This is a genomic window from Alkalihalobacillus trypoxylicola, from assembly GCF_001590785.1.
Classification (GTDB): Bacteria; Bacillota; Bacilli; order Bacillales; family Bacillaceae_D; genus Alkalihalobacillus; species Alkalihalobacillus trypoxylicola.
This window is the reverse complement of record NZ_LTAO01000036.1, coordinates 70,119-83,564: the sequence shown is the minus strand read 5'-3', so window position 1 is coordinate 83,564 and position 13,446 is coordinate 70,119. Positions and strand designations below refer to the sequence as shown.

Annotated in this window: 11 protein-coding genes, 1 pseudogene and 1 other annotated feature (1 of these 13 cut by a window edge); of the genes and pseudogenes, 8 read left to right on the top strand and 4 right to left on the bottom strand. The window is 34.3% G+C overall.

Annotation, left to right across the window (positions count from 1 at the left end; translation table 11 throughout):
- The first annotated feature begins 59 nt into the window (after positions 1-59).
- Positions 60-212 (top strand): paeninodin family lasso peptide, encoded by a 153-nt coding sequence (locus AZF04_RS21030; RefSeq protein WP_161485276.1) that lies wholly within the window; start codon positions 60-62, stop codon positions 210-212.
- A 319-nt stretch (positions 213-531) separates the two neighbouring features.
- Positions 532-1,113 carry a hypothetical protein gene (locus tag AZF04_RS16900; RefSeq protein WP_061949774.1) on the top strand — a complete coding sequence of 194 codons (582 nt, stop codon included), beginning with the start codon at positions 532-534 and terminating at the stop codon, positions 1,111-1,113.
- Positions 1,114-1,142: 29 nt separating this feature from the next.
- Here AZF04_RS16900 and AZF04_RS16895 read toward each other — a convergent pair whose 3' ends face one another.
- On the bottom strand, positions 1,143-2,051 hold the full coding sequence (locus AZF04_RS16895; RefSeq protein WP_235600019.1) for a glycoside hydrolase family 43 protein: 909 nt from the start codon (positions 2,049-2,051) through the stop codon (positions 1,143-1,145).
- Positions 2,052-2,689: 638 nt separating this feature from the next.
- Between AZF04_RS16895 and AZF04_RS16890 the strand changes: the two genes are divergently transcribed.
- Positions 2,690-3,751: an undecaprenyldiphospho-muramoylpentapeptide beta-N-acetylglucosaminyltransferase gene (locus tag AZF04_RS16890; protein WP_061949772.1), complete on the top strand. Its 1,062-nt coding sequence runs from the start codon at positions 2,690-2,692 to the stop codon at positions 3,749-3,751.
- Between the two features lie 101 nt (positions 3,752-3,852).
- On the opposite strand, the gene AZF04_RS16885 is transcribed toward AZF04_RS16890, so the two are convergent.
- From AZF04_RS16885 to AZF04_RS21970, 3 genes are all read right to left on the bottom strand, one after another.
- The gene (locus AZF04_RS16885; protein ID WP_061949771.1) at positions 3,853-4,614 is read right to left on the bottom strand and encodes a GNAT family N-acetyltransferase; all 762 of its coding nucleotides are present in this window, start codon (positions 4,612-4,614) and stop codon (positions 3,853-3,855) included.
- On the bottom strand, positions 4,611-6,476 hold the full coding sequence (gene abc-f, locus AZF04_RS16880) for a ribosomal protection-like ABC-F family protein (RefSeq protein WP_153017287.1): 1,866 nt from the start codon (positions 6,474-6,476) through the stop codon (positions 4,611-4,613). Before abc-f ends, AZF04_RS16885 begins: the two co-directional genes overlap by 4 nt.
- Before the next feature lie 215 nt (positions 6,477-6,691).
- Positions 6,692-6,805 (bottom strand): RAxF-45 family protein, encoded by a 114-nt coding sequence (locus AZF04_RS21970; RefSeq protein ID WP_305765097.1) that lies wholly within the window; start codon positions 6,803-6,805, stop codon positions 6,692-6,694.
- A 177-nt stretch (positions 6,806-6,982) separates the two neighbouring features.
- Here AZF04_RS21970 and AZF04_RS16875 point away from each other — a divergent pair, with 177 nt between their 5' ends.
- The 5 genes and pseudogenes from AZF04_RS16875 (at position 6,983) to AZF04_RS16855 (ending at position 12,758) form a co-directional block, all read left to right on the top strand.
- A complete protein-coding gene (locus AZF04_RS16875; protein WP_061949769.1) occupies positions 6,983-8,335 on the top strand; it encodes a PepSY-associated TM helix domain-containing protein in 1,353 nt (450 codons plus the stop codon).
- 263 nt (positions 8,336-8,598) lie between these two features.
- Entirely contained in the window at positions 8,599-8,781 is a 183-nt protein-coding gene (locus AZF04_RS16870) for a hypothetical protein (protein WP_061949768.1), read from the top strand.
- A gap of 18 nt (positions 8,782-8,799) precedes the next feature.
- Positions 8,800-9,528, top strand: a pseudogene (locus tag AZF04_RS16865) (DUF1672 family protein); the annotation flags it as partial.
- A 238-nt stretch (positions 9,529-9,766) separates the two neighbouring features.
- The gene (locus AZF04_RS16860; protein WP_064504210.1) at positions 9,767-10,723 is read left to right on the top strand and encodes a DUF1672 family protein; all 957 of its coding nucleotides are present in this window, start codon (positions 9,767-9,769) and stop codon (positions 10,721-10,723) included.
- A 4-nt stretch (positions 10,724-10,727) separates the two neighbouring features.
- Positions 10,728-12,758 (top strand): SA1320 family protein, encoded by a 2,031-nt coding sequence (locus AZF04_RS16855; RefSeq protein ID WP_153017286.1) that lies wholly within the window; start codon positions 10,728-10,730, stop codon positions 12,756-12,758.
- 627 nt (positions 12,759-13,385) lie between these two features.
- Positions 13,386-13,446, top strand: a binding site (T-box leader) (it continues 185 nt past the right edge of the window).

Sequence of the window (13,446 nt, the reverse complement as noted above, 5' to 3'; positions counted from 1 at the left end):
GAACGAATTGGTTATTTTGTTCTTAATAAAGTTATGATAAGAGGAAAGGTGGTGATATGATGAAAAAGCAATGGCATTCACTATCATTAGAAGTATTGGATGTAAGTATGACAATGAAAAAAAATCCTCCAGGTGGAGGAAACCCTAATCCGGATCCGACAAATCCTACAGAACCAAACCCGATAGAGCCTGGCAACCCATTAGATAGTTAAACAGATAGGCATAAAAAGAAGAGGCTGGAACAAAAGTAGATAGTCTGATTAGAACGAAGCGAATTTCGTTCGTTTTAAAGGAAGTGAGCAGAAGGGGAATTCGAAGACTATGGTGAAAAAAGCGTGTCTGAAGTCTCTGGACCGACGGTTGTCTAGGAAAGAGGCAGAAGCCATGCCACCGGAAAGCATGGGTTTCTTCTGTAGAGGTTCAACTAAACCTCTTTTATTTCATTTGTCTTTCCATGTCCGGCTCTTAAAGATGTCCCAGCCTCTTACTTATCTTTTTTTAAAAAAATTCCTAAAAGAGGAGGTGTCATCAATGTTCGAGCATGTTCAATCACGACAGCAGCAGCGAAAATTTGCCTTTACATGGGAATACGCTTGTCAAAAAAACGGTTGGTATAATGATCTTTATCTGGATCAGGCGGTTCGATATAATCTACTTTTGCCTCATCGTTTCTTTTTTTTGCCAAAAAAGGTAATTGGAACGATTGAATTTATTCCCTATAACCCTTTAAGTGAACATAGTACGGTTGAAGGTGAAGATCGAGGGAAGTTTTCTCATTACAGCGATATTATGGAATACCAAAAGGAAACCTGGGAAATTGATAAGCTATGTCTTCATGAAGATTATCAGAGAAAAGGGTATTTTAAAGGTTTTATGGAAATCTTTTATACTCATGCTATACAATATAAACCTAAGTTCTATTTAGCTTTAATTGAAAAGAAATTCTATCGAATGCTCAAAATCATTTATCGATTTGCCATTGAACAGAGAGGGGATGAGCTCGTAGGTACTGGTCAAACTCTAGTCCCCATTGTATTCGATGTAGAAGAAATGATGAAAAATAGAAGCTTAGTCCAGAAAATTTTGAATGAATCGAAAGATAGCTTTAAATAATCCACCGTAAAATGGCTACCCATTAAAATTTAATAACTTGGCCAACCACCTGACCAATATAAATCATTAATTAATAGCTTAGGGTTTCCATTATCTAAGGCATCATAAGCATGACGAATAATAATCCCGTTATAAACATCTTGATGTCCTGGTCCTCTCCAACGGTCATTACCAGCGTCTAGAACCGTTCCTCCTCCATTCATCATTGGATTTCCATTTCGATCTACGTAAGGTCCTGTAATATTAGTAGAACGACCATAAATAATTTTATACGTACTATTAACCCCTTGGCAGCAGCTATCAATGGATGCAAATAAGTAATAATAACCATTTCGATAATAAATTGTCGGTGCTTCAATGGCTCCATTATGATTAGGTCGGTTGGCAATAGAATATATGTTACCTGTTGGCTTCATCGTTGAAGCATTTAATTTGACGAGCTTAATCCCAGTCCAATGAGAGCCAAAAGCTAGCCAAGGCTCACCATTTGCATCAATTGTTAACTGTGGATCAATCGCATTATAATTATGATGACTGGCTGTTGAAATAACAAGGCCGTCATCTCGCCACTGTCCAGAATGAATACTGTGAGTAGAGGTTAGACCAATTAAGGACTGATTGGACCGAAAGGTTGAAATAGAATAATAAAGCCAGTATCTCCCATTAAAGTATTCGATATCAGGAGCCCATACGTCATTTTCGGAGTGCTCTGGTACATAAGTGTTCCACCATGAAAGCGGTTGTAAAAAAATTTGCGGAACTCGATACCAATGTAATCCATTATCGGAACGTAAAACTTGTAATCCTGGGCCAGTTGAAAAGGTATACCAAGTGTTTCCTTCTTTAATAATAGTAGGATCATGAACATTCGTGTCACCCGTTAATTCCCAAAAGGCTGCATCTGCTGTTGGTACGTAAAAGAAAAGTAATAAAGACATGGTAAAAAAGACAAAACCTAACCTTTTATTCATTTCAATACCTCCTCTTATAAATTGGTTTTTGAAAACATTAATCAATTTATTTTATTATTAATTTATATATTTATTCCTCTAAGTGAGGCTGTGACGTTAGAATGTTTCCAAACATTCTAGGTGCCTACCTGTTCGCTCCACCAAGACACTTCGCGTCCTGTGGGATGGCGCCGAACTAACTTTTTATAAAAAGTGGATTTCGGCATGGCCATTACTTCCCACTGGAGTCTCCGTGTCTTGTTTCCGCTAGTTCTCGAATTTCATAAAGAATTTATTTGTTCAGCAGAATCCATCTCTTTCCAGAAGAAGGAGGGTACAGTGTTCGTTATTTTTGTTTGCATCCATTACACATTATTTCAATTTTTTCTATATGAGTGATTTAAAAACAGATCATATACCAAACTCTGTCACCCTAATAATTCCGGTTTTTACAGTGTAATCATTCATAAATTATAATCAATTAAATAAAATATGTATGAAAAGATTATCTACAGCTCCTAGTAACTGAAGCTTTTGATATTATATATTTTAAGATACAATACATATGGAGCTTCAAAAACATTAGTATGGAGATTCACCCTTTTATGAGGTGATGAGGAGGATTTATGAAAAGAATTGTATTTACAGGAGGAGGCACAGCAGGGCATGTGACTCCAAACCTTGCGATTATTAAAGAAATTCAAAATGAAGATAACTATCAAATTGATTATATTGGTTCAAAGAATGGGATTGAAAAAGAATTAATTGAAAAAATAGGCATCCCTTATCATCCTATAAGTAGTGGGAAGCTAAGAAGATATATTGATTTTGAAAACGTTAAGGATATCTTTCGGGTACTAAAGGGCTGCTTAGATGCTAGAAGAACATTAAAAAAGCTTAAACCTCAATTAGTTTTTTCAAAGGGAGGATTTGTCTCAGTACCGGTTATTATTGCCGCATCGACTTTGAAAATCCCTATTTTTATTCATGAAAGTGACTTTACACCAGGATTAGCAAATAAAATCTCACAAAGATTTGCAACAAAAATTTTTACATCCTTCGAAGAAACGAAGCGTTATTTACCAGGAAATAAAACAGAATCAATAGGTTCACCGATTCGGAAGGATATTTTAACGGGTTCAGCAGAAAAAGCTAGAAAATGGCTAGGATTTCATAGTCAGCTGCCCGTTTTGCTCATTATGGGTGGTAGTTTAGGAGCAAGGAAAATAAATGAAACAGTTAGAAGTTACATCGATGAATTAACAAAAAATTACCAAATCGTTCATTTGTGCGGAAAAAATAATCTGGACCCTGAATTAGAGAATCAAGTTGGTTATAAACAGTTTGAGTATGTGCATGAGGAATTAGCCGACATTCTCGCTCTAGCAGATATCGTCATTACTAGAGGTGGTTCGAACGCTATTTTTGAATTTGTTGCGTTAGAAATTCCTATGATTATTATTCCTTTAGGAAAAGATCAGAGTCGTGGTGACCAAATTATAAACGCTAAATCCTTTCAGGAAAAAGGCTATGCACTTATGCTGGAGGAGAAGGATTTAACAAAAAACTCACTATTTGATTATCTAGATAAGCTGTCAAATGAAGAGGACGAAATAAAGACAGCGATGCGTAATGGAAATCAAGGAAAAGCTTTGGATCACATTATTAACGAAATAAAGGCGATTTAGCTGGAAGGCTAGGGAAGAACACTAGAATTCTTTCGATCATTCTTCACATGCAACATAAAAAACTGGTGACCTTTCATATCATGGTCACCAGTTTTTTATGTTTACAATCCCATAAGTAATGCTTCGTATCGATACTGTAGGAATTGATAGCCCTGCTTCTTATACATTTCTTTCGGTGTATCATCACTATCTGCGACTAAAAATATCGTATGATTAGGAAAGGTTTCCATTATGTGCTGCTGAATTTGATGCCCAATCCCTAGCTTTTGCCATTCGGGTAGCACTTGAAAGGAATCAAGCTCAATACCTTGCGCTGACTTGAACAGCTGAACATAGCCAACTGGCTTTCCCTGTTCATAGGCGACTATATAATCAATAGCCTTATTACGATAATGTTTTTCATACCATTGCTTCTTCATTTGGGCAAAGGTATCACCTATTTCGCGGTCTATAATATCGTGTAAATATAAGAAGTCCTTCAACTTTTCATTAGAATCTACAAATTCAACCGATATATCCCTGTTCGTACTTTTGAACGGAAAATCATTAGAATGAATCATATATAGCTCTAATTTTGAAATCGCATAATTAGATTTCACTAAATAATGATTTAACTCTTCATTCAGGGTGCTATTCTCTGGGAATATAAATTTTAAATGAGTTTGATGACTATTTTTTTGGAAACTCTTATATTCTCTTTCTATCTCATTAAATTCCGCTAAGCTTGGTACCATTTTAAATGAAATAAAGTTCGCATCATAAACCTCTGATAATGTTGCAGAATGGTTTTGTGTATATTTTTCGTTACATTTTATTTCTTTACCTAGATGATAAATATCTTGAAAGCTTACTGTTGAATTCATTGCATTTCCTCCGTTTCATCGATATCCTGCTCTATTATATCGAGCCATTTTTCTTCTAATAATTCCTTTTCTTTTAACAAAGTTTGTAACGTTAAGTAATCACTTGTATGTTCTAACTTGAATTCAATATTTTGTATGGAATTCTCAATCTCAATCACTTGCTTCTTAAGCGATTTCTTTTCAGTTAGATGACGTTTTTTGGTTCTCTTCCTCTCCTCTGTAGGATTAGCGTTTAGTTGAGAACTTTCTAATTTTTTCTCACGCGCCCAATTATAATTTCCAGGAAAGTGTAGAAGGGTGCCAGATTCAAGCCAATATATTTGAGTAAATACTTTATTTAAGAAATATCGGTCATGGCTAACGGCAATAATTGTGCCTTCAAAGTTAGATAATGCTTCCTCTACAATTTCCTTTGAATCAATATCTAAATGATTAGTAGGCTCATCTAAAATAAGAAGGTTGATTTCCTGATTCATAAAAATGGCTAGCTTTAATCTCATTTTTTCTCCGCCACTTAATTGGTCTACAGAAGTCCATACTTGCTTCCCAAAGAATAAAAATCGTGCAAGAATATTTCTTGCTTCTCCCTCTGTGACAGCAACCTGTTCTCTAAAAACATCCAGTATCGTCTCGTTTTTTCTGTTTGAATAGCTATGCTGAGAAAGGTAACCAATTTTCACTTGACTTCCAATTGTTACTTTTCCTTCTGAAGGCACTACCTTACCTAACATCATTTTGAGCAAGGTTGATTTTCCCGTGCCATTGTCGCCAATAATAGCTATTTTATCCTGAAAGCGAGCATGGAAATTCATCTCTCTGAAGAGCCAACGGTTCTGAAAGCTTTTTCCTACCTGTTCTAATGAAACGACATCTTTCCCGCTTCTTTTTGACGTTTTTAAATCGAATTTCATCGTATTTGCCTCTAATTTCGGCTTTGAGATTTTTTCAATTCGTTCTAGCGCTCTTTCCATATTTCTAGCTCTTTTATGAAGACCTTCGTTTGGCGGATTTGCTTGATTCGCCCATATTCTAAGTCTCTTAATCGCTTCTTTCATTTTTTTGATTTTCTTTTGCTGCTCTTGATAATGATGAAATTCCTGTAGTAGTTTAGCTTCTTTATCTACGACAAAGGTAGAGTAATTAGTATGATATTGGTGCATACTTCCATCTTCTAAATCGATAATCGACGTAACGATTTCATCTAAAAAATAACGATCATGTGAAATAATCAAGGCGCTTCCAGAAAACGATTGAATAAATTGGGTTAACCATTCAATCGCTTTTAAATCTAAGTGATTGGTAGGCTCATCTAATAATAATAAATCTGGTTTTGCTAAAAGAGCCTTTGCTAATTCTACTTTTGTACTTTCTCCGCCACTAAGAGTCACCATCGCTTGATTTTCTAATTTTTTTAGGTTTAATCCGGTTATTACTTTTTCTATTTCAGACTCTATTTCATATCCACCCGATGAGCTAAATTGTTCTAATAGTTTTCCATATCTTTCAAGAGAAAGCTCGAGCTGTTTTCCTTCCTGATTTTTCATTATTTCTTCTAGCTGATGTAATTCTTTTTGTAAATTTATTAAATGATGATAGGTACTTGTTAAGAACTCTCTGACTGTTCCTTTGAACCTATGCTGTTTCATTTGTGAGACATATCCAATGTTTAATTGTTTGCGCCAATGAATTTCTCCGGAATCGACATCATCCTGTTTAGCTAGTAATTTCATGAACGTCGACTTACCTGAACCATTTCGTCCCACTAAACCAATAATCTCTCTTTCTTTAATTTGCATCGTTAGGTCTTCGAAAATAAGTTGACCTGCGATATTTTTTGTTATTTTATTTGTTTGAACGATCATTTTTGTTTCCTCCATTTATTGTGTTCACAACAAAAGAGGAGCATCACCTTCATGATAAAAAATTAATTGTACAGAAATCCTGAAGATATAAAAAAAGCGATAGAGAATGTTAATCTCCATCGCTTTAGAACCATCATTAAAAGAGAGAGACAAAAAGCTCCCTACATAATCCGTTCAAGTGATAAAAGGTGATTTTCTCTGTTTGTTATTCGTATTTAATTGCTAAAATTGGGCAGATCTGTCCCGTTAGCAACTAAAACCGCAAATTTTGCACGGCAGAATAATAGAAACGACCATAAAAACCCGCGCAAAACAGATAAAACTTTCACCTTTACTCACCTCCACATTTATAATAATTCCATTATAAGGAGAAATAAATCATTTTGCAATGAGTAAGTAAAACACTTTAGAGAAAAAAGTTTTTAATAGTCCCTATTAGAAAATTTGAAGCATTTCACATCCGCTTAACATCTTTCAACTAAAGTAAATGAGAATGGAGGGTGTATATGAATCAATCGGATAAAAAAATTAAAAAAGGATTTAATGTTATGTTATTTCAATCTATATGGAGGTGGCACTTTTATGCGGGAATTATTTTTGCTCCATTTATTTTTATTTTAGCTTTTAGTGGGTCAGTCTATTTATTCAAACCACAAATCGAAGCATTACTATACAGTGATATGATTTTCGTTCAAGAAGAGGGAGAGCATGTCTTATCCTATAATCATCAGTTAAAAAGGGTAAAAGAGAATTTTCCTGAGGCTGTTGTTCAATCTATTACGATCACTGGAGATGAAAAGCAGACAACAGAAATTAGCATTAATGACCAAGGTATAGCTAAATCAGTCTATATCAATCCTTATAATGGTGAAATTCAAGGTAGTGTTCAAAGCGACCAAAAATTAACGCATATTTTTAAAAAGCTTCATAGTGAGCTGTGGATTGCAGGGACCATTGGTAACCGAATAGTAGAATTAGCTGCTTCTTGGACGATTATTTTAATTATGACAGGTTTGTACATATGGTGGCCAAGAAATAAAAAATCAGTATGGGGGACTGTATTACCGAGATTAAGAAAGAGAGGAAGATTATTTTGGAGAGACTTGCATGCTGTTCCTGCCTTTTGGCTATCTATTTTTATTTTGATTCTTATTGCGACCGGCTTGCCTTGGTCTGGAGTAGTTGGTCCCAAAATACAAAGCTTGGCTACAGCACCAGAGTATGCCTATAGCTTTGGCGAAAAACCTCAATCTATAACGGTTACGAAGGATATAGTGGAAAATGTGCCATGGACAAATGAGCAGTTAGAAGTTCCCGCTTCCAATCCTTCTAGCTATGTCTCATTATCTATTGATGATATTAACTACTTATTGAATCAACAAGATTTAAAAAAACCTTATACGATTACTTTACCTAATGGAGAATTAGGGGTTTATACCGCTTCCCATTTTGACAAGCCAAAAGATTTAGCGACTTTACATCTGGACCAGTATAGTGGGGCTGTTCTAAGTGATGTTCGTTTTCAGGATTTTCCTGTAGCGGCGAAATTAGTTGAAGGTGGTATTGCCTTGCATGAAGGGAGGTTATTTGGTTGGCCCAACCAGGTTTTAGGTTTAATAACATGCCTTGGCCTTATGTTAATCGTTATTAGCTCATTCATCATGTGGAAAAAAAGAAAGCCAGAAGGAGGGTTTGGGCTACCCATTAAACCTAATAGTACAAAGGCAAATATAGTGGTCTGGTGTATAATGATTAGCTTTGGTATTGTAATGCCCTTGGTCGGGCTTTCGCTCATTGTATTTTTCATAATCGATCAAGTCATAAGGCCTTATTATTTAAAAAGAAAAGTAAACCATTAAATAACAAAGTAACTCAAGCCTGTTTATTAGCTTGAGTTTTTTTGTTGCGGTAATTAACTAAATGCTTCTATAGAAAAACAATATTGACTTTTAGACTACGACTAACTATCCGATATGAATGAAGCCATTTATTATAGTATGGATAAATTTTCTTATTTTTCTCTTTTATGTATGAAATTATTTTACATTATATTGGACATTTACTATCGTTATATGGAGAAATTGAAGGTTGAAACGCCGAAAGAAAGGTAATATGTAATGATATGAAGATAAAATTCAATAATATGTTAATTTTGTTCATGTTATGGACTTTAGTTGGGTGTTCAATTTTAGAAAAAGACCAAGAAGAAAGAACGTATAATTTCGATGAAAAAGAAATACATGAATACTTAGTCCCGGTCCAAGAGTATACAGGGGAAGGCTATCGATTTCGAGATAGTGTTTAAGAAAATCTTGAGGTAGCGGAACAACACCGAGAAAAAGTTGAAACAGCGGTGCAGAAGTGGTTTCTCGATAACCATAAAACCGAAGTGAAAATTAATAACCTTGTGAGTGTTATTGATGGAGTGGCTGTCTTTGTTGAATCAGTAGGAAAGCCGAATTTTTATACGTATGTAATCGTGCCAATAGACTTAAAAAATAAAGAAGTGAGAACGAACGGTATTTGGGGTCTAGAAGGTCAAGTCGAAATGGCTATAAAGAGCGGGCTATATGCGATGACATTTGAAGAAGAATTTGCAAATCTTGATCAATATTTTGAATCGGCCTCGAAAGAGTATGGATTTACAGGTTTAACAATAGAAGCCTTAGAAAAGGTTAAAGGTAATGGCTATTCAACACCCTATTATTTTGTTAATCCAACAGGAGAGACCTTTAGAAAGTTATATCAAGAATATATAGAAAATCCGGAAAAAACTTTGAAGCATCTAAAAGAATTTTTTCTAGATAATGAAGATTATTATGCTGCTGAAGATATAGGTTTTGGTATTCATATTTATATGGAGGAAGCGGGGCAAGATTCGGATCAAGAAGTTTTAAATCAAATTGCAAAAGATATTGAAGAAATGAATGATATTCCGAAAGGTGAATACGGTATCCTATTACATGATAATGATATTGACAAAAGAAATGCAAATGGTTATCAAGGTAATTCAATAGAAAGAGGACATAACAATAAAATATATAAAAAATAGGGGGAAATCTGGTTTACTAAATAACTATTAGTATCATCAACCTCTCTCGATACGTCACTTATGTCTGTGAAAAAAGTACTAATTATCGGTTTGGAAATAAAGAATTATGATTAAATATTCTTATTTTCCCACATTTTGTATGATATCACTTTATTTCAAGATGAAAATTTTATAGGCTGTTAAGAGTAGATATTTAAATAATAATATAATGGGTCAAGTCATAAAACTGAGGTGAAGCATGAATAAGATAAAAGCTATCATTCTTTTATTTTCCGGTATTTGGATATTAGGAGGCTGTTCAACGATGAATATTAATGAAGATAATGAAAGTCAAATCAATGAAAATGAAAACGAAAGAACGTACAATTTTGATGAAAAAGAAATACATGAATATTTAGTACCGGTCCAAGAGTACATAGGAGAAGGCTACCGATTTCGAGATAGTGTTGAAGAAAATCTTGAGGTAGCGGAACAACACCGAGAAGTAGTCGAAACCGCAGTCCAAGAGTGGTTTCTCGATAACCATAAGACCGAAGTGAAAATTAATAACATAGTTAGTGTGGTGGACGGAGTTGCTGTCTTTGTAGAATCAGTAGGAAAACCTGATTTTTATACTCATGTTATTGTTCCAATTCATATAGAAACTGGTGAAGTGAGAACAGAAAGTATTTGGGCTTCAGAAGGAAAAGTTGAGATAGGAATAAAAGGGGGGCTTTTAGAATTAGCTTTTGAAGAGGAGTTTAATAATTTAAATGAATACTTAGAGAGTTTAACAAAGCAATATCCAATTGTTGGATTATCTGAGAAAGCAGTTAAAAATGTAATGGGAACAGGTTATACTACTCCGTATTATTACTTAACCCCTTCTGATAGAGCACTAGATCAAATGATTGAGTTATATTTGCAGGAACAAAATTTTACACAAGATGGAGAATTGGATTATTTTTTTCAAGATTACACTTATAATGAAAGTCATGTATTTTTTACTATAAATTTATATATGAAAAATAAAGGAGATAAACCTAGTGAGGAAATTTTTAATCAAATTCTTAAGGATATAGAAGGTATGGATGATATTCCGAGAGGTACTTATTCTATTTTACTTCATGATAATTATATTCATAAGGGAAGAGCAGAAGGATATAAAGAAAATTCCTTAAGAAGAGCACATCCAAATGAAATTATAAAGGATTAAGAGTATGAAAATGTCTTATGATATTACACCAAAACAAAATATTGATAAAGAACTAATCCGATTAGCTGGATATCATGCTTATGAGAATATTAGATTAGATAGTGAAATAAAAATCAATAATTCAATTTATCGTACAGTGGATACATCATATTTTATAGATACTTTAAACCCAACTGGCCTTGATGCGCTCACTGTTCAAAATTTGGATACCGGCGAGTATATTGTCGTCTATCAAGGTAGTAGTCAGATAAAAGAAGATTGGCTGGAAACGAATACGAAGCTGTTAAGTAATTTGGAGCCTGCACAGTTTGTTGCCGCACAGGATTATTTTGATTCTATCGAGGAGACCTTTGGCGAGGTTTCTTATGTGACGGGGAATTCATTAGCTGGTGCTCTTGCCAATTCGGTTGCAGTTAGAAATCCTCATGTGAAATCAGTGACGATTAATCCTGCTATGCTTCCTGGTGGAATAATAGATCCTGATAAGGACTATCCGAATATCGTAAACTATTATAGCTCCTATGATTTTCTAACAATTACTCAGCAAGTAATCGGTAAGGATGACCGAATTCCAGGAAAGAAACATCTCATCTACAATGGAGTACCTGTGATGGATATGATTGGCTCTAATCATAAGGGCTATAAGGTTAATGATAAGGGTGAATTTGTTTATGAAATAGGTGTAGAAGGAAAGCCTGGACATGGACAAATTCATATCGGTGCAGACGATCATATTTTGAGTAGTTTTTTTACGGGAGAAACGTTAACATCTCTTTCTGGTCCCTCCGAACCAGTCAATATTTCGACCGAACATTTAAAAATGTTGGCTGATGGAATTAAGAACCAAGTGGAAAGCCGCTTAAACCATAGTCATGAATATTTAATCAATGCAAAAGAAATTGTTCAACATGAGCATGAAGAATTAGACTATCGAATTCGAAATCTACAAGGGAATTTTTTAAGCATGATCGATGATTTATCTGGAGAGCCCTTCTTAAAAGGAGTTAGTAATAAAACTCAGTGTAATAGAACGATTAATCTAGTAGAAGATAAATTATTGGCAGCGGAGAATAAATGCAGTAGATTAAACTCTGTTATTGATTTCACCCCTTTATCTAGATTGAAAGATTTATTCTTCGATTTTGAAGATAATTTCAATCAATTTTCTAATGGCATTCAAGAAATAAATACAGTCATTATTCCTGACATATTTACCGATAGAGGTAATCAGTTTATGGATGCTATTGTAGAAGAATTAAATGCCCATTTGGAAATCGTAGTTGATAATAAGGAAAAGGTTCTCGACCAAGCAGGTCATTATCGAGCTCAAGTGCAAGAGATGGCAAACGCTTTTGAAAAGAAGGATGAAGAGCTTTCGGAGCAAATCGCAATGAAAACAAGCATCGATACGTCTGCTCATTCTGGTTATCAAGCACGTAAATTTAAAATGAATGAATCACCATATGTTGAAATAACGATAATAAAATTAAAACAAGAATTAGTAGATAATGTATACCAAAATTTAAAAAGTATAGCGACGACCTTTCTAGTTCCTTTATTAGTTGCTATCGAAGGTATACTAATTTCGATGTCTTTAATTATTAAGGGGTTAATTTCGTTAGCAGAGCCTGGCAAATTTGTTTTAGGAGTGTCTCTTCATTTTTCTGACATTGATAAAGATGGAGTTAAGTTGGCTGTTGATCTAGCCGTTCTAAAATTAGAAGAATTATTGGAGGTAATAAATGGACTGAGGGATGGGGTAGGGAGTTTAATTTTTAGATTGCCTACAATGATTGACCAGTTTAAGCCTTATATTGATTCTGCTATTTTTAGTATTAGTCGATTTTCTGATGTTCGGTTGTATCATTTAGCAGCATATACCGTTGTTTATGAAATGCAAATTTTATTTGATGATATCATTAATCAATTGTCTCATAATCAAGGTAAATCGATTAAAGGTGCCTTAGAAACATCGAAAAGTCTGCAAATTAATTTCAAGAAGCTTGAAAATCAAATAGAACGAGCTGTTTTTTGATTTATAATGTAAATTTTTATCTTTTATTCATTTAATTCCTTCTTATAGTTGTTTGTGCATATTTTAAAAAAATAAGTAATTACATCATTGCTTTATAAGTGAATAAAACAGAACATTTATAAATAAAAATGTTTATGTTTGTCACTCTTTGATTGTAGCGGTAGGTAGTGACTCCAAAAGGATCAGCGCAGTGTGAAGATCCACTCTGGCGAAGCCCTGCGTAGTCAGAGTTAGCTGAAGACAAGCCCTTGGGAAAGCATCTACCTATAGTGAAAATCAAAAACCCAATCGTTCTGTTTTCATTAAAAGACAGAGATGATGAAATGGATTTAAGTGATTCCAACAGACCATTCATTATAAAAATGTCTTGAAAGTTTGTTCATTCACTTGTTGATTGTAGCGGTAGGTAGTGACTCCCGAAGGATCAGTGCAGTCTGAAGATCCACTCTGACGACGGTCTGCATAGTCGGATTTAGCTGAAGACAAGCCCTTGGGAAAGCATCTACCTAAAGTGAAAATTAAAAACCTCGATCGTTTAATTCTTTTCTCTGGAACATGTTTTTTGATAAATTTTTCTGAACATATTGAATTTATCGCGATTTTGTAGTACACTATTCAAAATATTTGATAAATGCAAAGAAGAGGATTAGTAAGATGAACAGTTGTGTCTAGAGAGCTGCTGGTTAGG